Origin of the sequence: Acinetobacter sp. YH16032 (genome assembly GCF_013417345.1) — a bacterium.
Classification (GTDB): domain Bacteria; phylum Pseudomonadota; class Gammaproteobacteria; order Pseudomonadales; family Moraxellaceae; genus Acinetobacter.
Genome location: NZ_VPEE01000010.1, coordinates 67559 through 88858, shown reverse-complemented (window position 1 = coordinate 88858; position 21300 = coordinate 67559). Strand labels below are relative to the sequence as shown.

The following is a 21300-nucleotide window of genomic DNA, read 5'->3' as shown; positions in this document are numbered from 1 at the left end:
TGAAGAAAACCTATTTTATTTCTCTAAAACCTCTATACCAGTGAGAATAAATCAATATTTCTACAAGATAATCCCTTAATTCAACATAGATTCATCCTTATATTTCCCTGCCTCCTTTCAAGACTAGATTAAGACATGCGCTAGACGATTTAGAACATCGCCAGCAAGGAATTTAGCAACGAGGGGGATGCGGTAAATGGTAAGGAAATATCTAACTTCTGTGGCATTGACCACATGTCTTTGCAGTAGCGCAAGTTTAGCGCTTGCCGCTGAAAATGGCGGAAGTGCTTATCCTGATGGGACAGAGAGTTTTTTTGGTGGAGCAATGCCGCCACCTGGGATGTATCTCGTCAGTTATAACCAATACTACAACGCAGATAAATTTAAAAATGATCATCCAGTATTTGATGATTTTAAAATTGATACTTTTGCCACAGTTGCTCGTGGTGTCTATGTCAGTGACAAAACATTTTTAGGCGCGACATGGGGCATGCATGCATTCCTTGTATATGCCCATGCAGATCTTACATTAGGTGGTCGTCAAGATGATCACATGTCAATGGGTGATCTCATTATCGATCCATTCTTATTGGGTTGGCATAAAGGGGATTGGCATGTGGCGACAGGTATCGACTTTTATATTCCAGTTGGCTCTTACAACAAAAATAGACTCGCGAATATTGGACGTAACTATTACACCATTCAACCAATTATCTCGACCACATACTTAAATAAACAAGGTATCGAAGTCAGTACCAAGTGGATGTATGACATCAATTTCGAGAATAAAGATACCAAATACGAGTCGGGTAATGCTTTGCATGTCGATTACTTAGTCGCGAAACACATGGGACCTTTGGCGGTTGGTGTTGGTGGTTACGTACATCGTCAGCTTGAAGGTGACTCAGGTGAAGGTGCTGTTTTAGGTGATTTTAAAGCTAAAGCAGCCAGCGTAGGACCACAGGTTCGCTATCAATTCCCTAAAGGGTATGCAATCGCAGCGAAATATCAAAAAGAATTTGATGTTGAAAACCGACCAGAAGGTCAGAAGTTCGCAATTGATATCACCATTCCATTTTAAAACATTGTTACCCAAACATTAGAGCAAGCATATAGAGGTAAGGCCATGAAAATTGAGAATCAAGAATATGCAGCAGGCAGTGCTGGAGCTGTCGATTATTTAGTGGTGAATGAGTTTTCAGGCGGTATCGTCGGACCGAGCCAACGTATGCTTGGCCCTTTAAAAAATGGTGGGACACTTAAAACTGGTACACCTCCAGGATGCTGGGGTCCCATGATTACACCTGCATTCCAAGGTGGGCATGAAGTAACACTGCCTGTCTTTATTGAAGGTGCAGAGGTGGGCGATGCTGTCGCTTTAAAGATAAAACACATGCATGTGACCTCTACGGCGACCTCATCTGGTGTGATGCAATTTGTTGAGGGGCGTTATAAAGGCGATCCGTTTGTTGCGAAATATTGTGAGGCATGTGGTACTGAACAGCCTGCAAGTTATGTAGAAGGGATTGGCGACGACGCGATTCACTGTAAAAACTGTGGTGCAGAAGTCAGTGCTTTTCGCTTTTCACATGGTTATGTGATCGTGTTGGACGAAGAAAATAAAGTGAGTTTGACGGTCAATCAAGAGATTGCCAACAAGTTAGCTGGTAATGCCAATGAGCTTTCTGCATTACCTGAACATGCTGCACAGCATTCTATTCTATCACTAGCGCGTGCTGACATGCCGGGTGTTGCTGCACACATGCGTCCATTCCTCGGAAATATTGGTACGACACCTTCACGTGATTTACCAGACTCTCATAACTGTCACGACTTCGGTCAGTACTTGATTAATGCACCGCATAAATTCGGGATGACTGAAGAAGAGCTTATCGCAGCCAAAACTGACGGTCACATGGATACCAATTCGATTCGTCCAGGCTGTATTTTGATTTGCCCTGTGAAAGTACCAGGTGCAGGTGTCTACATGGGAGATATGCATGCGCAACAAGGCAATGGTGAAATTGCAGGGCATGCCACGGACGTTTCAGGCGAAACAGAATTACAAGTGGAAGTGATTAAAGGCTTAACTATTGATGGTCCAATTTTACTTCAAGCACCAGATGACTTACCACCAATGGCACGTCCATTTACCAAGGAAGAGCGTGAAAAAGTGAAAGCTTTAGGTGCGCGTTGGGGACAAACTGAAATTGAGGAAAGTGGTCCAATCACATTTATGGGAACAGGTAAGAACCTCAATGATGCAACGGACAATGCTTTAAATCGAGCGGCAAAAGTCACAGGTTTAAGTGTGGATGAGGTTATGAACCGTTGCACAATTACAGGCTCTATCGAAATCAGCCGTTTACCAGGAATGGTACGTGCAACCTTCTTATGCCCAATGCCAATTTTAGAAAAATTGGGGATCGCAAACTTAGTTCGCGAACATTACCAACTTTAATTCATCACGTGAACGGCGGTTGATTCGGGTGATTCAAACGCTGTTCGAAAAAAGCATGAAATTTACTGAACTTAAAACTTAGAAACGAGAACTTGAACAGGAATGTCATATGAACAGTAATGCAAAACTCCGTTGGGGCGATTTATATCCAGAACTTGGTATTGAGCCTATTCCAACCGAACCATGTATTTCGCCAGAGATCTATCAGGAAGAAATTGAAAAAGTTTTCTCAAAAGTTTGGTTGAAAGTGGGGCGTGTAGAAGAAATACCAAAGAAAGGCGACTATAAAGTTAAACGCTTAGATTTTGCTAAAACCTCAGTCATTTTAATGCATGGTAAAGATGGTGAAATCCGTGGATTCCACAATATTTGTTCACACCGTGGTAACAAAGTTGTGGTGGAAACCGGCAATGAAACCTTTGGTTCAAACAAAGCCGCAGTCGTGACGTGTCGTTTCCACGGTTGGGTTTACGATGCTAAAGGTGATTTGGTCAGCGTACCTGAAGAAGAAAAATTCACATCTTGCTTTGACAAAGGTCATAACGGTTTAGCACCAATACGCACCGAAGTGTGGGAAGGTTTTATCTTCATCAATTTGGATAATGACGGCACTCAATCGGTAGAAGAATTCTTAGGCGGTATGGGACAGCATTTAGGCGGTTATCCATTCCATGAAATGGAAGAATGCTTTGCCTATAACACAGTTCTGAACTGTAACTGGAAAGTCGCTCATGACGCATTTGCTGAAGCGTATCACGTGGCGACCATTCATGCAGGCTCTTTCCCGAATGTATTCGCATCAGGTTTACAAGAAGTGCAATTGTTTGGTGATCATCGTACTTGCGCTGTGTGCTTAACCAAAAACGCCAATCCAAAACCAGCGGCTGCATTGTCAGGTGAGATCACTGGCGCATCATTGGTGAATCACTATGAACGTGTTCAGCTACCTAAATCAGTCAATCCAAATGATCGTGATGACTTCTCGTTTGAATTATCTGTCATTTTCCCGAATATCTTGGTGCATGTGACTGAAGGAGTATGGTTCACCCATCAGTTCTGGCCGGTCGGCCATAACCAAACCCGTTGGGAGGGTCGCTATTACCTGCCTAAAGCGAAAACCTATTCAGAGCGTTGGGCGCAAGAGTTTGCACAAGTATTACAACGTAATGCGTGGTTAGAAGATACTGCCACCATGGAAGATACCCAAGAAGCACTTGAGTCTCGAGCGAAAAAAGTGATGCATCTACAAGACGAAGAAATCCTGATTCGTCACGGTTACCACGTTCTTGAACAATACCTGAATCGCGCATAAGGAGAATGCACATGTCAAACATCATTTCACAATTGCCAGCTGACTTTGCAAGCTTAGAACCTTTTGTTGCGAAATGGGCTTTAGGAACGGGTAAGCAACGCCATGAAGCGCGTTTGAACTCAACCAAAGAAGAATTGCAAGCATTTTACGATGCTATTTTGCCCGAAATGCGCAAGCTACTTGCCGCACTCGATCAATATGTCCTAGGGACCTTACCTGAAGAGCTTCATAAGTTGTATTGGTTAAGTCTCAGCTTTGCTGAAGTTGCACCACACATCGAGCTTTATAAGGGTTCAGTTGGCGTACCGTATGCATTTGCGGAGAACCGTTTCATTTATGAAACTGGTGACATGGTCAACGTTTAAGAGGAATACAGGATGAGCCAGCACAATCTAGAACAGCGTTTGCATTATCTGGAGGCCTGCGAGGCGATTCGTGGCCTGATCGGTCGCTATGCAACAGCGGCTGATCAGCGCAACAATCCAGCCATTTTACAGCATGTATTTCACCAAAATGCCGTTTGGTGTGCTAAGGGTTTTGGGGAGTATCAAGGACGTCAAAATATTTTAGAGGCATTGTCCAATATTGCAGAGGCTCAAGTGTTATGGAGCTTACATATTATGGCCATGCCCGATATACAGCTCCTAGATCAAGACCATGCAAAGGCAACTTGGATGTTATGGGAAGTCTGTAATTTAGCCGAGGAATCAACAACAGCCGCAACAGATCAAGTTAAACCTGCAACGACCTGTTGCTTAGGTGGATTTTATAAAACAGAAGTAAGTCGGAATGAGCAGGGTGAATGGAAATTTGAACGCGTCGAATTGAATTTGACCTTCAATCAACCCTATCCGAACACAGTTAAATAGGCACTGAATCAATACGGCCTAAGGGGAATTTAAGATGAGAAAAATTGCAATTATCGGTGGTGGACAAGCAGGTTTATTACTGGCGTTCTCGCTACTCGAAAACAAATATGATGTCACTTTATATGTAGATCGCCCTGCGGATGAGTTGTTACATGGTCGTATGGTCAGTACCACAATGTTTTTTGAAGGAACTTTAGAGTTAGAGCGCAGATTGGGCTTAAATTTTTGGGATGGGAAAGCGCATCGTGGTCAAGCATTGCATGTCGATTTTCGTGCACCAAACGGCGATATCATGTTACCTGTGACAGGTTTTTTACATGATAATGACGGTATTGCCATGGACCAACGAACCAAATATCACCGTTGGTTAGAGGAATATCCGCGCCGTGGTGGCAAGCTCATCATTCAAAATGTCAGTCCAGAAGATTTGGAAGTAATCACTGCTGAAAATGATTTGACGATTTTGGCGGCAGGTAAGGGCAATATCACGAGTTTATTCAAACGCAATGAAACACGTTCAGTGCATCAAACGCCGCCACGTAAATTGGCTGCTGCACTCGTAGTCGGTGATGATTTGTGTGGTCCAAATAGTTGGCAAGGTCAACCCTCACAGACCTTACATTTTAATTTTGTTGCAGGTGCAGGCGAATACTTCAGTATGCCGTTCTATAGTCACACGCATGGTCCATGTCGTAGTTTCTTATTTGAATGTGTACCGAATGGTCCAATGGATATCTTCGATGATGTGACATCTGGCGAAGAAATGGTCCAACGCATGAAAGAAGCGGTTGCCAAAGTAACACCAGATCAAAGCTTCCGTATGGTCGATAATATGGAATTAAGTGATCCAAATGCATGGCTCAAAGGTGCATTCCGCCCTGAAGTTCGAGATCCTGTTGCAACCTTAGATAACGGTGCAAAAATTTGGGGGATTGGAGACACTGTCATTGTAAATGATCCAATCGCAGGACAAGGCGCAAACAATGCAACTCGTATGGTGGAGCATTATTTAGCTGCGATTTTAGCACGAGGTGATGAAGACTTTAGTGCAGATTGGATGACAGAAGTCTTTGAGCAATTCTGGGAAAAGTCAGGTCGTTATACCACAGAATTTACCAACTTGCTGTTAAACCCACCAAGTGAAAGCTTATTGCAAGTGTTAGGCGCAGCATCGCAAAACCAAGCCATTGCAGATGATTTTATGGGGCATTTCAACAATCCATGTGGTTTCTGGCCAGCGGTAGATGGTGAAGCTGGGGCAAAAGAATACTTGTCACGAAAGGAGTTTCAACATGCAGCTGCCTGAATTACTTTGGCAGGATGTTGATCTGGCGGAAGCGAAATCGCTCCGTCAGGCATTTGGTGGCTTTGCGACAGGAGTGGCGATCGTCACTTGCTTAGACCAAGATCAACAACCTGTAGGGTTGACGATTAATTCCTTTAGTTCAGTGTCTTTAGATCCTGCATTAGTGTTATGGAGTTTAGTCAATCATTCTCCAAGCCGATCTATTTTTGAAAATGCTGAATACTTCGCCATTAATATTTTAGGTGCACATCAGCAGGAAGTAGGCTTAAACTTCGCTAAGCCGATTGCGGACAAATTTCAGTATGGTACGTGGAAAATTCAAGGTTCGAAAGCACCTGTTTTAGAAGGATGTGTCGTGCAATTTATTTGCAAAAGAGCTCAACAAATTGAAGCGGGTGATCATCAAATCTTCCTCGGTAAAATTGAGCAATGTCGCCACAGTAATCAACGACCTCTGCTGTTTTGCAAGGGACAATTTAATGAATGGCCTGAGTACAAGGAGGTTTCATGACAGACTTAGATGGAAAAGTCGTCTTGGTGACAGGTGGTGCGACACATATTGGTCAAGCCGTAGTCCAAGAGTTGAAAGGCTTAGGTGCACAGGTCATTGTTGCTGATATTAATCAAACTCAAGGACAGCAAGTTGCACAATCAACCCAAGCTCAGTACGAATTTCTAGATCTCGCTAATGATGAAAGTATTCGTAACTTAAGTGGAAAACTCACTCAGTTAGACGTCTTGGTTAACCTAGCGTGTTTGTATGAAGATCATGGATCTGAATCTACACGTCAAGATTGGCAAAACACGTTCAATGTCACGGTATTTGGTCACGCAGCGTTAGTACAAGCATGTCGACCACTTTTGAAAAAAAGTACTGATGGTGCCGTAATTAATATCAGCAGCGTAAGCGCACGTATTGCACAAAAAGAACGCTGGGTCTATCCAGCGTCTAAAGCAACTTTAGAGCAACTCACACAAAGCATGGCACTGGATCTAGCGCAAGATGGTATTCGTGTACATGCACTCTCATTAGGTTGGACTTGGTCCGTCCCAATGCAAATGATCTCTGGCGGAGACCGTACCAAGACGGACCGCGTGGCAGGACGTTTCCATGTGTTAGGGCGTATTGCGGATGCAGAGGAAGTCGCACAAGCATTAAGTTTGTTGTGTAGCCCGAAAGCAAAATTACTGACAGGCAGTGTGATTCATGCCGATGGTGGTTATCACATTCTAGGTCCTGAAGCAACAGATTCACCCATAGAGGAGTTAACTCAATGAACATTAAAATGACCAATGTTGCTGAGAAATTTTTGTGTTCAACCTCTGATGTGGAACAGGGTGAGGGTCTACAAGTCATCATTGACGGTTATCCGCCATTGGCAGTATTTCATTTAGAAGATGGCGAGTTCTATGTCACCGATGATACCTGTACACATGGTGATGCATCATTGGCAGATGGTGAAATTGATGGCTGTGAAGTGGAGTGCCCATTTCATGCAGGTGCATTCGATATCAAAACAGGTGAACCTTGTGGGGCGCCATGTACGATTCCACTGAAAACCTATCAATCCATCGTGCGTGAAGACAAAGTCTATTTGGTGGAGTGATGCCGATGTATAAAATTCAAATCGAAGGTCAGGGCACATTCAACTGCGCAGCGGATGATGTATTGCTCCGTGGTGGCTTACGTGAAGGGCTAGGCATTCCTTACGAATGTAATGCGGGTGGTTGCGGAACGTGTAAAATCGATGTCCTGTCAGGCGAAGTGGAAAATTTATGGGCAGATGCACCTGGATTAAGCGATCGTGATAAACGTAAAGGTCGGTTACTGGCGTGTCAATGTCGTCCTAAATCGGATTGCGTGATTAAGCTTCGTTTAGATGAAAAATGCGTACCCAAAGTGATTCCAAAATTACAAAAAGTGAAGCTTAAACATGTGCAATTGGTGACTCACGATATTTTGGAAGTGCATTTGCAATCCGATGAACCTGCACAATTTATCCCAGGACAATATGCCTTAGTTTGGGTGAATCAAGAGTTACTTCGTGCCTATTCGATGTCCAATCTGCCGAATGACAACGGTTTATGGGTCTTCCAAATCCGCCGTGTTCCTGATGGTAAGATGACCAATGTACTGTTTGATGAACAGTTGCGTGAACAAGCAGAAATACAAATTGATGGTCCATACGGTTTAGCACATTTACAAGAACAACCTCGTCCGATTGTCTGTGTGGCAGGCGGTTCAGGTCTTGCCCCCATGTTAGCGATTGCACGTGGTGTTGCAGTCAATCCACATTTGAAAAATCACAAACTCTGGTTTTTCCATGGTGGACGTGAACAGCGTGATTTGTTCACTGAAAATCAATTACGTGACTGGACAGAATTAGGGGAACGCCTCAATTATGTACCTGCAACCTCCTCTGAATTCATTGAAGGTATCCGTTCAGGCTTTATTCATGATGTCATTCAAGATGTATTAGGTGAACAATTGATTGAGCATGAAATCTATTGTGCAGGTCCACCACCGATGGTGAAATCAATTGAACAAATGGCTCACCAAGCTGGTATTCCACAACAACAAATTCATTTTGATCGTTTTTTTTAATCGAACATATCATCTTTCTCCCGCTCAGGCGATGGTTAACCCATCGCCGGTACTGAGCGATCACGACACATCAAGACCATATTGACGATCTGTGCGATAGATTCAGTTCCTAACTTCTGACGAATATGAGTGCGGTGAATTTCTACTGTTTTATGGCTGATATTCAACATTTGTGCAATATGTTTACTCGAAAGTCCATCGACCAATAAATTGATAATCTCACTTTCTCTTGGTGATAAAGATTTCAATTTAATCATCTGTTCTTGACGTTTTTCTTGTTCGATAAAATCTTGTTCAGCAAGTTGTAGACAGGCTTGGATTTGATTAAGCATATGTTGTGGATTAAAAGGTTTTTCTAAAAAATCAAATGCTCCAGCTTTCATCGCGTTGACCGACATTGGAATGTCGCCGTGGCCAGTCATGAAAATGATCGGCATACGGGTTTTTTGTTGGTTCAATTGTTGTTGTAATTGCAAGCCACTCATTCCTCGCATACGAATGTCAAGAATCAAACATGCAGGCGTTTGCGGGCGCTGATAATTCAGGAATTCAGTAGCACTATTGAATGTTTTGGTTTCGAGTTGCACGGAATCGAGCAACCATGTGAGTGAATTACAAATGTCTTGATCATCATCTATCACATACACAATGGGCTCGGGAACATGAGAATTGGTTAAATACATTTTGTACGCTCCTGTGCTGCCAGAGAGATATTAAAAATAGCGCCGGACTCACCTTCACAGACCCATAAATAACCATGATGGTTTTCAATGATGCTTCGAGACAGAGTTAAGCCAATACCCATGCTGTTGTTTTTACTTGAATAGAAAGATTCAAAAATTTGTTCTGGATTTTGCCCTTCGAGTCCAGGCCCATTATCTGCAATTGCAATTCGAGCATGTTGGTTATGTTGCCAAGTGCGGATATAAATGTCCCTTTCACCCTCAGGGTTAGTTTGTAGAGCATCGACCGCATTGAAAACGAGATTGATAATGACTTGGCTAAAGAGCGTTTCATCTGCTGATATAAAAATAGGCGAAACACTTAATTCATAATGGATGGTACATCCACCTTGATCTGCTTTAAGCTTAATCAAAGGATGTAACTCTTGAATAAGATGACTCATAGAATGAATCTGGAAATTCGCTTCGCCTTTACGTAAAAAGCTTCTCATGCTGTGAATAATGCCATTGACGCGATGTGTTTGATTTAAAGCAGCATTGAGGGCATCAAGAGTCTCTTGTGTGTTGGCTAAACCGTTTTGAATGCGAATAATACTACCTCCAACGTAATTGTTGAGTGCAGCCAGTGGTTGATTTAATTCGTGGGCGAGCGCTGTAGCCAGTTCGCCCATCGTTTTGCAACGTGACATATGACCAAGTTGCTTTTCACGAGCACGTGCTTTTTCTTCAGCCTCAATACGCTCAGTGATATCACGATAATTCACCAATATTCCCTGAATATCAGGGTGATCTAATAAGTTACGATAGGTTGCCTCGTGGTGTCGCCATTTTCCATTGTGGTGCAAGATTTTGTAATGAATCACACCAACTGCACGTTGTTCTGTTTTCTTAAATAGAAGCTGTCTGACTTTAATACGATCATCAGGATGAATTGCAGTTAACACATTCTTATTGAGTACAAAGCGATCCCGATAACCAAGAATACCTTGTAATGATGGGCTGGCATAAAGTAGTTTGCCTTGTAAGTCGAGAATAGCAATTCCATCTCCAGAATGCTCAAGCAGCATTTTGAAATATTGATCTTTAGACTGTAGAGCATATTGATACTTTTTGATTTCGCTGATGTTACGTACTAGAGCGAGAAGCTTTGGTTTATTTTCAATCTCAACTTTTTTAAGACATACTTCAACTGGGATATGACGTTGGTCTTGAGACTCTATTAACCATTCAAATGTGATTGCTTCGTCTTTTGTAGTGGCGGCCTGTTGAACTTTTCGGAGTGCATGATGCAAATCAAAACCATGTTGAAAAGCACTGATCTTTTCAACGTTCATTTGTGTCAATTCAGATTTACTATATCCAGTAAGTTCTACAGCGGCTTCATTGGCATCCATAAATTGGACACTGCCAATATCATGTACAAAAATTGCATCGCCCGCTTTATCAAAAATAGTTTGATAATATTGTAAGCTGGTCATTGTAGGTCCTTACCTGAGATGGCTTCCGGCTATCGGGTATAGGGTGAAATATCGTCACTGATAAATCATTTTTTTTATAAGTAAATACTGCATTAAGGGGCAGCATCTTGCAATTAGACTTAGAGTCTAATTACATACTTTTAACATATAAAAATATTCATGTGAAAAATTTATCAGTGATCTCAATGTTATGCAATTTAGATACGATGTTACTTCAACTGATTTAGGTGACAGTTACACGAGGAATGTTAGCTCAAAAAATATCATCTTTTTATCTAACGAATAAAATCAAACTTTATGCTATCTACATACAATCCTTTTTTGATTAGTCATTACACTGGATGAGGCATAGAATAAAACCCGTCAGTCCTACTCATTAAAGTGATATTTTTATGGCGTTCAGTTGGATTCTCTTTACCCTCATGGCTGCTTTTATGCAGGCATGGCGCAATGCTTTTCAAAAACAACTGAGTACCACTGTCGATGTATGGGGCGTGACCCTTGCACGCTTTATCTTCGCCTTGCCTTTTGCATTGATTTATTTGAGTAGCCTTTATCACTTTTCACCGGTAACAGCGACTGTTCAATTTACGACAAAATATTGGGTTTATATTTTTATCGCAGGCATTAGCCAAATTTTAGCCACTGCATTGATGGTGCAGTTATTTAAACAAAAAAACTATGCCATTGGCGTGGGACTGGCTAAAAGTGAAGCGATCTTAGCTGCAATCATTGGCGTTGCTTTTCTCTCTGATCATTTGTCATGGTTGGCATGGTTTGGGGTGTTACTGGGTGGTTTTGCTGTGTTTCTGTTGAGTCGGGGACATGGTTTTACTGGATTTTCACCCAAAACACTGATGATTGGCATCGGGAGTGGTTTGTGTTTTGCTATCACTTCACTATTGGTTAGAGAGGCCAGTCTTGAACTAACAATGTTGCCAACAATTCATCGCGCTGCATGGGTATTACTGTCGGTGATTGGCTTTCAATGCTTGAGTATGCTTTTGTATCTGAGCTTATTCAGTCGTCAAACGCTGCTGGCGATGTGGCAATGTCTAGGACTGACCTTTAAAGTCAGTGTATGTAGTTTTATGGCATCACTGGGATGGTTTACCGCCATGAGCATGATGAGTGTCCCAGTGGTGAAAACACTCGGTCAGATTGAGATTTTGTTTAGTTTGTTGATCTCCGCTTACTTCTTTAAAGAAAAGTTAGCGAAAGCCGAACATTGGGGATTAGCCTTAGTTGTAATTGCAGCAATCTTGGTGATCTGGGCTTAAACATTTTTATAGATCATTGAATATTCTTTAATAAGAAGAAGGGGATGCACCAATAGATTTCATGTTGGCATGAATAATGCTTAATTTTGATGCGTAAATGGATTGATGTTGACAAGACATTTCGCAAGTTGAAATTAAAGCAAAGTATTCAAGCGACAATAGGAAAGGCATGAAAATCTATACTCAAAGAATAGAAGCAGTGACAGAAGATCAAGCTTTCGAAACTGTGCAACTCAACTTTGATACACGACAAAAGAGCCGTTTTCGTGCAACTTTAGTTTCAGGGTGCGATATTGGTGCAGATTTACCGCGCACAGGTATTCTTCGCGGCGGATCATTTATTGCAACTGAATCAGGTGACTTACTGCGGGTAGACGCATTGCCCGAACGCCTGATGTGTGTTCAAGCTTCTTCTGAATTTGAGCTTTTGAAAGCAGCCTATCATTTAGGGAATCGTCATGTCCCTCTTATGCTCACGCCTAGTGCACTATATTTTGAACCTGATCATGTCTTAGCCGAAATGGTCGAAGGATTGGGTTTAATGGTCACGGAAGTGGATCATCCATTTGAGCCAGAAAGTGGTGCTTATGCTCAGCATGCACATGATCATCGTCTAAGCCCAATCAAAGCGATTCATGCTCATGCGCATCACTAATGCAGCTCACTTACTCAAACTGTTAACTTTGTCCTCTACAGCTTTGCCTGTAGGCGCTTATTGCTATTCGCAAGGTGTTGAAAGTGCGATCGATCAAGGTTTGATCCATGATGAGCAATCCAGTATTGCGTACTTCGAAGAAGTTCTGGAAATGCTTTTGGTTCGTTTTGAGCTACCTGTATTGAAGCGTTTGATGCAGGCCCATGATGATGAACAGCAGTTTAATCATTGGGCGCAGTTGTATCGAGCCAGTCGTGAAAGTCGTGAGTTATTGGCTGAATCGCAGCAGTTGGCATTTTCCTTGAACGCATGGATTAAAGATGTATTGAAAATGCCCGTTACGGTCAAAAAACAACTTGGATTTGTACCTGTATATGCTCAGTTATGTGGGCGATTGGATCTGAATATCGAAGATGTTTTAACGGCGTATACATTTACTGTTTTAGAAAACCAAGTACTTGGCGCAGTCAAAACTGTGCCGCTCGGTCAGATGAGTGGTCAACGAATTTTGTGGCATTTACATGGTTTAGTCTCAGATGCCATAACGCATGCAATGTGTATAGAAGATCATCAACTCAGCAGTGCCTTACCACAATATGCCATGCTCAGCATGTCCCATGAAACACAATATTCGCGTTTATTTAGATCTTAAAAATTATCATAAGGAATCAATCATGTCAGAACGTTCTCCTTTACGTGTCGGAATTGGTGGACCAGTCGGATCTGGTAAAACAGCACTGACTTTAAATTTATGCCGTGCATTGCGTAATAAATACAATATGGCGGTGGTGACCAATGATATTTATACAAAAGAAGATTCCAACTTCTTAACTCGTCATGAAGCCATGTCACCCGATCGTATTGTGGGGGTGGAAACTGGCGGTTGCCCTCATACGGCTATTCGTGAAGATGCCTCAATCAATTTGGCAGCGATTGATGACTTATGTGAAAAGTTTGATGGTCTAGAGTTAATTATCATTGAAAGTGGTGGTGATAATTTGGCAGCAACGTTTAGCCCTGAACTGTCTGATCTGACGCTATATGTGATTGATGTTGCTGGTGGTGAAAAAATTCCACGTAAAGGCGGTCCAGGCATTACCAAGTCTGACTTACTGATTATCAATAAAACAGATCTGGCGCCAATGGTTGGAGCGAATTTGCAGGTGATGGATCAAGATGCCAAGCGTATGCGAGGAGATAAACCGTTCTTGTTTTCAAACATGAAAACTGAAGATGGTTTAAACGAGATTATCAGTTTTATTGAAAAACAAGGTTTATTCAAAGCTTAAACAAGAGGGCTTAAAGGATGAAACAATGCAATAAATTCGGTCTATTCATTCTGGCAAGTGTTCCGAGCCTTGTAATGGCACATCCAGGCCATCATCACCATGACGCTAATTTTTGGACGGGCTTCATTCATCCGTTTACAGGATTGGATCATTTGATGATGGCACTCAGTTTCGGCGTTTTGATGTGGAGCATGTCTAAAATTTGGAAGATGATTGGGGCATGGGGCTTGCTTACAGCGCTCGTTGCTGGATTCAGTTTAGGTGCGCATGGAATTATTCCGAATGGCGTTGCAGAAATTGGAATTGTAGGTTCATTGTTCATCTTAGCTGTAAGTTTATGGACCAAATCGAACAGAATTTTTCCAGTTGCAGCAGTGTTTCTATCAGTTTTTCATGGTTCAGCACACGGAGCTGAATTAGCGATGAATGGAAATGTTGGCATTCAGATTTTAGGCATGATTACTGCCATGGCAATGATTTATGCTCTTGGACTGGGTTTAGGGGCATTGATGGTGAAATTTGTTCCACAAGGTAAAAAGATTGTAGGTGCGCTAGCAGCATTGGTTGCAGTAATTGGTTTAGCGTGATCAATCTTGACAAAAAAAACTCCGCAAGCGCGGAGTTTTTTATTTACTAGGGTAATCAGCTACCATTCGCAAGACTTTCAAGCGCTTCCCAGCGTTCTAATTTCTCTAAAAGTAGCTCATCAATTTCAGTAAGTCGAATTGAAAGTTGAGTTGCTTTGTCACTATCTGACACAAATAAAGAACCATCTGCTAAAAGTGCATTAATCTCGGCTTGTTCCTTTTCCAAAGCTTCCATTTCAGCAGGAAGTTGTTCTAAAGCACGCTGATCTTTATAGCTTAGTTTAACTTTTTTAACTGCGGGTGCAGGGGCTGCTGCCGCTTCAGCCTTTGCGGCTGCTTTTTTCACCGCAGATTTTTGATCGACTACAGTTTGATCAGGACGTTGCATGAGGTAGTCTTGATAACCACCGACATATTCATCGATATTGCCTTTGCCATCGAATACCCAAGTTGAAGTCACAACATTGTCCATGAAGGCACGGTCATGCGAAATAAGAAGCAATGTTCCTTTGTAGTCGCTGAGCATCTCCTCAAGTAGTTCAAGCGTGACCATATCCAAGTCATTGGTTGGCTCATCCATCACGATGAGGTTCGATGGTTTAAGCAGTAATTTCGCCAATAAAATGCGGTTACGTTCACCACCAGAAAGGGCTTTTACAGGCGTACGAGAACGTTCAGGTGAGAACAAGAAGTCTTGTAAATAGCTATAGATATGACGACGCCCGCCATTGATATCGACAAAGTCTGACCCTTCAGCCACATTATCTTTTACTGATTTTTCAAGATCGAGTACATTACGGAGCTGGTCAAAATAAGCCACTTCGAGTTGAGTACCTGTTTTGACCGTGCCTGAATGTTCTTGTTGATCCAAAATTGCTTTGATCAGCGTGGTTTTACCGACACCGTTGTCACCGACTAGACCAATACGGTCACCGCGTAGCACCAATGCGTTAAAGTTTTTGATAATTGGAGGATTGTCGCCAAATTGCACACTGAGGTTTTCAATTTCGAAGACCACTTTGCCTGAACGTTGAGCATCTTGGGTGGCCATGCTCACTTTGCCTTGCTGCGAACGGCGGGCTTTAGATTCTTCTCGTAATGCTTTTAAGGCACGCACACGACCTTCGTTACGGGTACGACGTGCTTTAATGCCTTGACGAATCCAAACTTCTTCTTCTGCTAACTTTTTATCGAACAGCGCATTTTGTTTTTCTTCTGCTTCCATCTGTGCAGCTTTGAGTTCGAGGTAACGTGAATAGTTCCCTTCATAACTGCGTAAGATGCCACGATCCAGTTCCACAATACGTGTAGCAATACTGTCTACAAATGAACGGTCATGCGAAATGAAGAGTAATGTTAGATTATTTTGATCGAGTAAGAATTTTTCTAACCACTCGATACTTTCAACATCTAAATGGTTCGTTGGTTCGTCGAGTAACAAAACATCAGGTTGGGTGAGTAGTGCGCGTGCAAGAAGTACACGACGTTTACGACCACCTGAAAGATCAGCTAAATCAGCATCAGGATCAAGTCCCATTTTACTGAGGATTGAATTCACTTTAGTTTCAAGTGCCCAACCATCTAATTGATCCATTTTATGTTGCAAGTTACCCATGCGATCGCAAGCTTCCATATCGCCGAGTACACAAGCTTCGCTTGCTTCGTGATAAGCTCTAAGAACAGAAGCTGCTTCACCTGCGCCATCTGCCACAATATCTGCAACACGTCCCGAGTCCATTGGCACGTCTTGAGCCAGCATAGAAATGGTGATGCCATTTTGCAGGGAAACTTCACCAGCATCAGGCAATAAACTTCCATCAATGAGTTTAAGTAAAGTAGACTTACCCTCACCATTACGGCCAATCAAACACACTCGTTCGCCGCGTTCTAAACTAAAATTCGCGCCGTCGAGTAAGTACGGTCCACCAAATGCGAGTTGGACGTCCCTTAAGGTAATATAGGCCATAATGTTTCCTGAAATCCCCTGATGAGGACTTATAATGTCGAATCAAAAAAATCTAAATGAGCAGGCGTCATTTTCCGCACCCATAGAAGATTTGCAAGTCCGAATTGCATTTTTAGATGAATTAGTTGATCAGTTAAATATTCAAATTGCGTTACAAAGCCGTGAAATCAGCGATTTAAAGAAACAAATGCAAATTTTGTATCAACGTGTTGAAGCTACTCATGCTGACGATGGTGTTGCTCCATTTGATCCAATTTTGGATAAACCTCCACATTATTAAGATGTGACATAAATACTGATTATTTATTAAGAAGTATGCGTAAATAGTTTGACCTTTGATATGAAGGTCGTTGTAATAGTCTTTTCACTTGCCGAATTCTGAATCTTATCCTATGAGCGCTAAAGTTGTCCTAATAGATCTTGAAAATAACATGCCGACTTCGACGTTATTTCGGGAGATTGTGCAACATTACACCACGACCTATCTATTTCATTCGAAAGGGAGTTTTCATTACAGTCTCACTGATTTGACTGAATTTGCGAGTTGGATTAGTAGTGGTCAAATTGTCATTTTAGAAATGCTTGAGGCAAAAGAAAAAGAATTTGAGTACGCTGTGATTGTGGGGCAAATCTTGGCATTGGTTGAGCATGGCGCAGAGATTGATGTGATTTCTGCACGAGACTGTAGCACCATGTTGGCTGACATGATGCGAGCTTCTGGCATTCAATGTAATTTGATACAGGTACAACCAGAGCAACCTGTGTCAAAACTCAAATACAACGTGCCTTCAGTTGAAACTATTCGTCAAAATCATGATTTATTTAAAGTAAAGCAGTATTGTGATGTTGTGGTTCGTATGGAAGGGAAGCCCAACACCTTAGCTAAGCTTAAAAACTCGATCGAGAATACGTTGCGCATAAATGACGAGCACAGCGCTAAATTGATTGGCATGCTGATTAATTTAAAGGTAGTTAAAAAAGAAGGTGAGCAAATTTCCTTTCGTAAAAAGGTATTAAAGCAGTGGGCTCAATTGGATATGAATGTTGATGAAGATGTAGTAGCAGACCACAAGCTTGGTCAGGTAGATGCGTTATTGGCGAAGCTACATATCGAAGCAAAAGACATTTTAGCTGAAATTGAAGAGTCACAAGACATTCAACATATTCAGAGTGATTTGTTTAAAAATTTTGAAAAAATAGATCCTGTCCAGCTGGAAGTCATCCAAAAATTGAATGCTTTAAAATCCGGAAAGCCTAAAGATATTTATGAACTGCGTGATTTATTAGAACAGCTATTTCCAAAATCTGATGTGCGATTATTGCTTAAGGAAATGATTGATAAGGGATATATTTACTGGAATGGTCATGAAGTACTTTATAGCCATGAGATGTTTTTGAACTGAAATATGCCTAGGAAAAAAGCGATGATTTTATCGCTTTTTTTATTTCAGTTGCACTGTGCTTAGGTGGGTTATACCACATCATGCCTTACTTTGGTTCAGGTCTCGATACTGGTTTCATGCCGCTATAAATCGTATTTTTAATTTTCAACTTGCCTTTTATATTCGGCTTATGCAACTCTAATATAAGAAGCAAAAGGTGAACTATGGAAAATGCTGGACTTTGGATAACGATTCTTATCGTTGTTTTTGTGCTGGGCTCGATCTTTGGATTACGTGTAAATCCAAGAGAAAAAGCGTTGGGGATTATGCGTGAGAAAGCGCGAAAAATGGGATTACACCCGCGTTTGATTGCTGCACCTTCATGGACCAATATTCCAATGGCATCAGAAAATCGTGCCAGTATGGTAGCGTATTACAGCGTTATCATTCCTGATGGTCGCCTACCTTTAATGCGCGCATTGGTTGAAAATGAAAAACTCAATGTTGTTCACGGAAATGAGAAATTTAATGATTTCCCCATTGCATTAAAAGGGATTTATGCTATTGATATGCAGTCTAATTGCGTCGGTTTGTACTGGAAGGAAGAAGAAGATCTTCACGCTACACAACTTGATGAAATGAAAGCACTTTTACATAAATTGGCTGAAATTTAATTTTTTTAATCTTATAGGAATAACGGTTCACTATGGCGAATGCTCCTAAGTCCACATCCAAAAGCGCTACAGCTCAATCGTCAGAAGCTGGAAAAAAACGTGCTTTAGTGATCGTCGAGTCGCCTGCTAAAGCGAAGACCATTAATAAATACTTAGGTTCAAACTACATTGTGAAATCATCTGTGGGTCATGTTCGTGACTTACCAACAGGTGCTTCAAAAAGTACGGAAAAGAAACCAGTAACACGTACCAAACAGACTGCTGAAGAGAAAGCTGAAAAAGCTCAACAGGCACTGATCAATCGTATGGGGGTAGACCCTGAGCACGGTTGGAAAGCACACTATGAAGTGCTTCCTGGTAAAGAAAATGTTGTTTCAGAACTGAAAAAGCTTGCTTCGCAGGTTGACGAGGTCTATCTCGCAACCGATTTGGACCGTGAAGGAGAAGCAATTGCTTGGCATTTAAAAGAAGTTATTGGTGGTGATGACTCTCGTTATAGACGTGTTGTTTTCAACGAAATTACTAAAAATGCCATTCAAGAAGCATTTAAACAGCCTGCTCGTTTAGATATTGATAAAGTCAATGCACAACAAGCACGCCGTTTCCTTGATCGTATTGTTGGCTTTATGATTTCACCACTATTGTGGGAGAAGATCGCACGTGGTTTATCTGCGGGTCGTGTACAGTCAGTTGCTGCGAAACTTGTGGTTGAGCGTGAGCGAGAAATTCGTGCTTTTATTCCTGAAGAATATTGGCAAGTTTTTGCAGATACCAAATCTAAAAAAGATGATATTCGTTTAGAAGCAGTCAAACAGTCAGGTAAGACATTAAAACTTCAAAACAAAGCACAAACTGATGCTTTATTGGATGTTTTAAAAGAAGCTGAATTTAAAGTTGCTGCCCGTGAAGATAAACCGACCAAAGTTAATCCAAGCGCACCCTATATCACATCGACCTTACAACAAGCAGCAAGTACTCGACTTGGTTTCTCTGTAAAGAAAACGATGACGATGGCACAGCGCTTGTATGAGGCAGGTTATATCACCTATATGCGTACCGACTCTACATTCTTGAGTGATGATGCGGTCAATATGGTACGTGGACATATCGAAACCGAGTATGGTGAAAAATATCTTCCTGCAAAGCCAAACCGTTATGGAAATAAAGCAGGTGCGCAAGAAGCCCATGAAGCGATTCGTCCGTCAAACGTTGCGTTGAAGGGTGATCAGCTTGCAGGCGTAGATCGCGATGCTCAGCGTCTATATGATCTGATTTGGCGTCAGTTTGTTGCATGTCAAATGACACCTGCTGAATATTTGTCTTCGACGATCTTGGTTGACGCGAACGGTGTAGAGCTTAAAGCTAAAGGTCGTACTTTGGTATTTGATGGCTTTACGAAAGTACGTGGCCAGAACAAGTCAGATGATGATGTTTTACTGCCTGCTGTGAAAGTGGGTGAAGTTCTACAACTTCAAAAGTTAGATCCTTCGCAACATTTCACTAAACCGCCTGCACGTTTTACAGAAGCATCATTGGTGAAAGAGCTTGAGAAAAAAGGCATTGGTCGTCCTTCAACTTACGCAGCGATTATTTCAACGATCCAAGATCGTGGCTATGTGAAATTGGATAACCGTCGTCTCTATGCAGAGAAGATGGGTGAAATCGTTACAGATCGTTTGGACGAAAGTTTTAACAACTTAATGAATTATGCATTTACTGCAGATCTAGAAGGTCAACTGGATAAAGTTGCAGATGGTGAGCGTAATTGGAAAGAGTTATTAGATAGTTTCTATGGTGATTTTAAGAAACGTCTGACTACTGCACAGGGTGAAAATGGCATGCGCCGTAATCAGCCTGTTGAAGTTGATGCTGTGCATTGTAAAGAATGTGATCGTCCGATGCAGATTCGTACCGGTACCACAGGTGTATTCTTAGGTTGTTCTGGCTATAACTTACCACCGAAAGAACGTTGTAAAGGCACACTTAACTTAACGCCAGTAGAGTCCTTGGCCGCATTATCTGATGATGAGTCTGCAGAAACCGCAGATTTAATGTCGAAAAAACGTTGCCCAATTTGCGAAACAGCAATGGATAGCTATGTTATTGATGGTGGTCGTAAACTTCATATCTGTGGGAACAATCCAGACTGCGAAGGTTTTGAGCTTGAAGAAGGTGAGTTCAAAATTAAAGGGTACGATGGTCCAACAATTCCATGTGACAAATGCGATGGTGAGATGCAGTTAAAGACAGGGCGTTTTGGTCCTTATTTTGCCTGCACAAGCTGTGAAAATACACGTAAAGTATTGAAGAATGGTCAACCAGCACCTCCTCGTGTCGACCCGATTAAAATGGAACATTTGCGCTCAACGAAACATGACGACTTTTTCGTATTACGTGATGGAGCAGCAGGCTTATTCTTAGCAGCAAGTAAATTCCCTAAAGTACGTGAAACTCGTGCTCCTAAGGTTGCAGAATTGCGTACGGTTGCCGAACAACTTGATCCAAAGTATCAGTTCATTCTACAAGCGCCAGATACTGACCCTGATGGAAATCCAACTTTAGTGAAATTTAGTCGTAAAAACCAAGCGCAATATATTGGTTCCGAAACGCCTGAAGGTAAACAAACGAAATGGTCTTTGATTTACCAAGATGGTAAATGGATTGAAGCGTAAACATGAAGAAATGCTGGCTAAGGTCAGCATTTTTTTTAAATTATTTGAATAATACTTAGATTTAACGTGAGAAATTTTTAC

The 21300-nt window shown here is 41.8% G+C and carries 22 protein-coding genes; 19 read left to right on the top strand and 3 right to left on the bottom strand.

Going from position 1 to position 21300, the window contains the following annotated elements; genetic code table 11:
• Positions 1-196: 196 nt before the first annotated feature.
• The 10 genes from FTV32_RS07935 (at position 197) to FTV32_RS07890 (ending at position 8553) form a co-directional block, all read left to right on the top strand.
• A complete protein-coding gene (locus FTV32_RS07935) occupies positions 197-1081 on the top strand; it encodes a transporter (protein WP_180028362.1) in 885 nt (294 codons plus the stop codon).
• 45 nt (positions 1082-1126) lie between these two features.
• A complete protein-coding gene (locus FTV32_RS07930) occupies positions 1127-2461 on the top strand; it encodes an acetamidase/formamidase family protein (protein WP_180028361.1) in 1335 nt (444 codons plus the stop codon).
• Positions 2462-2570: 109 nt separating this feature from the next.
• Complete coding sequence (locus tag FTV32_RS07925; protein ID WP_180028360.1) at positions 2571-3773, top strand: aromatic ring-hydroxylating dioxygenase subunit alpha; 1203 nt, start codon at positions 2571-2573, stop codon at positions 3771-3773.
• Between the two features lie 11 nt (positions 3774-3784).
• On the top strand, positions 3785-4138 hold the full coding sequence (locus tag FTV32_RS07920) for a hypothetical protein (RefSeq protein ID WP_092766725.1): 354 nt from the start codon (positions 3785-3787) through the stop codon (positions 4136-4138).
• 12 nt (positions 4139-4150) lie between these two features.
• Positions 4151-4642 carry a nuclear transport factor 2 family protein gene (locus FTV32_RS07915; protein ID WP_092766726.1) on the top strand — a complete coding sequence of 164 codons (492 nt, stop codon included), beginning with the start codon at positions 4151-4153 and terminating at the stop codon, positions 4640-4642.
• 34 nt (positions 4643-4676) lie between these two features.
• Positions 4677-5948 carry a styrene monooxygenase/indole monooxygenase family protein gene (locus FTV32_RS07910; protein WP_180028359.1) on the top strand — a complete coding sequence of 424 codons (1272 nt, stop codon included), beginning with the start codon at positions 4677-4679 and terminating at the stop codon, positions 5946-5948.
• A complete protein-coding gene (locus tag FTV32_RS07905; protein ID WP_092766728.1) occupies positions 5935-6459 on the top strand; it encodes a flavin reductase family protein in 525 nt (174 codons plus the stop codon). Before FTV32_RS07910 ends, FTV32_RS07905 begins: the two co-directional genes overlap by 14 nt.
• The gene (locus FTV32_RS07900; RefSeq protein WP_180028358.1) at positions 6456-7226 is read left to right on the top strand and encodes an SDR family oxidoreductase; all 771 of its coding nucleotides are present in this window, start codon (positions 6456-6458) and stop codon (positions 7224-7226) included. The genes FTV32_RS07905 and FTV32_RS07900 overlap by 4 nt, the downstream gene beginning before the upstream one ends.
• Positions 7223-7555 (top strand): non-heme iron oxygenase ferredoxin subunit, encoded by a 333-nt coding sequence (locus tag FTV32_RS07895; protein ID WP_168379990.1) that lies wholly within the window; start codon positions 7223-7225, stop codon positions 7553-7555. Before FTV32_RS07900 ends, FTV32_RS07895 begins: the two co-directional genes overlap by 4 nt.
• A gap of 5 nt (positions 7556-7560) precedes the next feature.
• Positions 7561-8553 (top strand): 2Fe-2S iron-sulfur cluster-binding protein, encoded by a 993-nt coding sequence (locus FTV32_RS07890; protein WP_218947385.1) that lies wholly within the window; start codon positions 7561-7563, stop codon positions 8551-8553.
• A gap of 35 nt (positions 8554-8588) precedes the next feature.
• On the opposite strand, the gene FTV32_RS07885 is transcribed toward FTV32_RS07890, so the two are convergent.
• Together FTV32_RS07885 and FTV32_RS07880 are read right to left on the bottom strand one after the other, a co-directional pair.
• Complete coding sequence (locus FTV32_RS07885) at positions 8589-9236, bottom strand: response regulator transcription factor (protein WP_180028356.1); 648 nt, start codon at positions 9234-9236, stop codon at positions 8589-8591.
• Entirely contained in the window at positions 9227-10714 is a 1488-nt protein-coding gene (locus tag FTV32_RS07880) for a PAS domain S-box protein (protein WP_180028355.1), read from the bottom strand. The genes FTV32_RS07885 and FTV32_RS07880 overlap by 10 nt, the downstream gene beginning before the upstream one ends.
• Before the next feature lie 392 nt (positions 10715-11106).
• Between FTV32_RS07880 and FTV32_RS07875 the strand changes: the two genes are divergently transcribed.
• The 5 genes from FTV32_RS07875 (at position 11107) to FTV32_RS07855 (ending at position 14525) form a co-directional block, all read left to right on the top strand.
• The gene (locus FTV32_RS07875) at positions 11107-11994 is read left to right on the top strand and encodes a DMT family transporter (RefSeq protein ID WP_180028354.1); all 888 of its coding nucleotides are present in this window, start codon (positions 11107-11109) and stop codon (positions 11992-11994) included.
• Between the two features lie 169 nt (positions 11995-12163).
• Positions 12164-12649: an urease accessory protein UreE gene (gene ureE / locus FTV32_RS07870; protein WP_180028353.1), complete on the top strand. Its 486-nt coding sequence runs from the start codon at positions 12164-12166 to the stop codon at positions 12647-12649.
• The gene (locus tag FTV32_RS07865) at positions 12636-13301 is read left to right on the top strand and encodes an urease accessory protein UreF (RefSeq protein WP_180028352.1); all 666 of its coding nucleotides are present in this window, start codon (positions 12636-12638) and stop codon (positions 13299-13301) included. Before ureE ends, FTV32_RS07865 begins: the two co-directional genes overlap by 14 nt.
• A gap of 22 nt (positions 13302-13323) precedes the next feature.
• On the top strand, positions 13324-13938 hold the full coding sequence (gene ureG / locus FTV32_RS07860) for an urease accessory protein UreG (protein WP_035266791.1): 615 nt from the start codon (positions 13324-13326) through the stop codon (positions 13936-13938).
• Positions 13939-13955: 17 nt separating this feature from the next.
• On the top strand, positions 13956-14525 hold the full coding sequence (locus FTV32_RS07855) for a HupE/UreJ family protein (RefSeq protein ID WP_092766738.1): 570 nt from the start codon (positions 13956-13958) through the stop codon (positions 14523-14525).
• 55 nt (positions 14526-14580) lie between these two features.
• Here FTV32_RS07855 and FTV32_RS07850 read toward each other — a convergent pair whose 3' ends face one another.
• Positions 14581-16491: an ATP-binding cassette domain-containing protein gene (locus tag FTV32_RS07850; RefSeq protein ID WP_180028351.1), complete on the bottom strand. Its 1911-nt coding sequence runs from the start codon at positions 16489-16491 to the stop codon at positions 14581-14583.
• A gap of 34 nt (positions 16492-16525) precedes the next feature.
• Here FTV32_RS07850 and FTV32_RS07845 point away from each other — a divergent pair, with 34 nt between their 5' ends.
• The 4 genes from FTV32_RS07845 (at position 16526) to topA (ending at position 21219) form a co-directional block, all read left to right on the top strand.
• Positions 16526-16771 (top strand): SlyX family protein, encoded by a 246-nt coding sequence (locus FTV32_RS07845; RefSeq protein WP_035266784.1) that lies wholly within the window; start codon positions 16526-16528, stop codon positions 16769-16771.
• Positions 16772-16883: 112 nt separating this feature from the next.
• Positions 16884-17894: a hypothetical protein gene (locus FTV32_RS07840; protein ID WP_035266782.1), complete on the top strand. Its 1011-nt coding sequence runs from the start codon at positions 16884-16886 to the stop codon at positions 17892-17894.
• Between the two features lie 203 nt (positions 17895-18097).
• Complete coding sequence (locus tag FTV32_RS07835) at positions 18098-18547, top strand: hypothetical protein (protein ID WP_092766741.1); 450 nt, start codon at positions 18098-18100, stop codon at positions 18545-18547.
• Between the two features lie 32 nt (positions 18548-18579).
• Positions 18580-21219, top strand: a complete 2640-nt coding sequence (topA, locus tag FTV32_RS07830) for a type I DNA topoisomerase (RefSeq protein ID WP_180028350.1) — start codon at positions 18580-18582, stop codon at positions 21217-21219.
• The last annotated feature ends 81 nt before the right edge of the window (positions 21220-21300 follow it).

Excerpts from the sequence above, each read along its gene's own strand:
- FTV32_RS07895 (WP_168379990.1), top strand. The coding sequence starts at position 7,223 with ATGAACATTAAAATGACCAATGTTGCTGAGAAATTTTTGTGTTCAACC.
- FTV32_RS07915 (WP_092766726.1), top strand. The coding sequence starts at position 4,151 with ATGAGCCAGCACAATCTAGAACAGCGTTTGCATTATCTGGAGGCCTGC.
- topA (WP_180028350.1), top strand. The coding sequence starts at position 18,580 with ATGGCGAATGCTCCTAAGTCCACATCCAAAAGCGCTACAGCTCAATCG.
- FTV32_RS07900 (WP_180028358.1), top strand. The coding sequence starts at position 6,456 with ATGACAGACTTAGATGGAAAAGTCGTCTTGGTGACAGGTGGTGCGACA.
- FTV32_RS07850 (WP_180028351.1), bottom strand. The coding sequence starts at position 16,491 with ATGGCCTATATTACCTTAAGGGACGTCCAACTCGCATTTGGTGGACCG.
- FTV32_RS07840 (WP_035266782.1), top strand. The coding sequence starts at position 16,884 with ATGAGCGCTAAAGTTGTCCTAATAGATCTTGAAAATAACATGCCGACT.
- FTV32_RS07845 (WP_035266784.1), top strand. The coding sequence starts at position 16,526 with ATGTCGAATCAAAAAAATCTAAATGAGCAGGCGTCATTTTCCGCACCC.
- FTV32_RS07925 (WP_180028360.1), top strand. The coding sequence starts at position 2,571 with ATGAACAGTAATGCAAAACTCCGTTGGGGCGATTTATATCCAGAACTT.
- FTV32_RS07905 (WP_092766728.1), top strand. The coding sequence starts at position 5,935 with ATGCAGCTGCCTGAATTACTTTGGCAGGATGTTGATCTGGCGGAAGCG.
- FTV32_RS07930 (WP_180028361.1), top strand. The coding sequence starts at position 1,127 with ATGAAAATTGAGAATCAAGAATATGCAGCAGGCAGTGCTGGAGCTGTC.
- FTV32_RS07835 (WP_092766741.1), top strand. The coding sequence starts at position 18,098 with ATGGAAAATGCTGGACTTTGGATAACGATTCTTATCGTTGTTTTTGTG.
- FTV32_RS07875 (WP_180028354.1), top strand. The coding sequence starts at position 11,107 with ATGGCGTTCAGTTGGATTCTCTTTACCCTCATGGCTGCTTTTATGCAG.
- FTV32_RS07890 (WP_218947385.1), top strand. The coding sequence starts at position 7,561 with ATGTATAAAATTCAAATCGAAGGTCAGGGCACATTCAACTGCGCAGCG.
- FTV32_RS07920 (WP_092766725.1), top strand. The coding sequence starts at position 3,785 with ATGTCAAACATCATTTCACAATTGCCAGCTGACTTTGCAAGCTTAGAA.
- ureG (WP_035266791.1), top strand. The coding sequence starts at position 13,324 with ATGTCAGAACGTTCTCCTTTACGTGTCGGAATTGGTGGACCAGTCGGA.
- FTV32_RS07855 (WP_092766738.1), top strand. The coding sequence starts at position 13,956 with ATGAAACAATGCAATAAATTCGGTCTATTCATTCTGGCAAGTGTTCCG.
- FTV32_RS07935 (WP_180028362.1), top strand. The coding sequence starts at position 197 with ATGGTAAGGAAATATCTAACTTCTGTGGCATTGACCACATGTCTTTGC.
- FTV32_RS07885 (WP_180028356.1), bottom strand. The coding sequence starts at position 9,236 with ATGTATTTAACCAATTCTCATGTTCCCGAGCCCATTGTGTATGTGATA.
- ureE (WP_180028353.1), top strand. The coding sequence starts at position 12,164 with ATGAAAATCTATACTCAAAGAATAGAAGCAGTGACAGAAGATCAAGCT.
- FTV32_RS07880 (WP_180028355.1), bottom strand. The coding sequence starts at position 10,714 with ATGACCAGCTTACAATATTATCAAACTATTTTTGATAAAGCGGGCGAT.
- FTV32_RS07910 (WP_180028359.1), top strand. The coding sequence starts at position 4,677 with ATGAGAAAAATTGCAATTATCGGTGGTGGACAAGCAGGTTTATTACTG.
- FTV32_RS07865 (WP_180028352.1), top strand. The coding sequence starts at position 12,636 with ATGCGCATCACTAATGCAGCTCACTTACTCAAACTGTTAACTTTGTCC.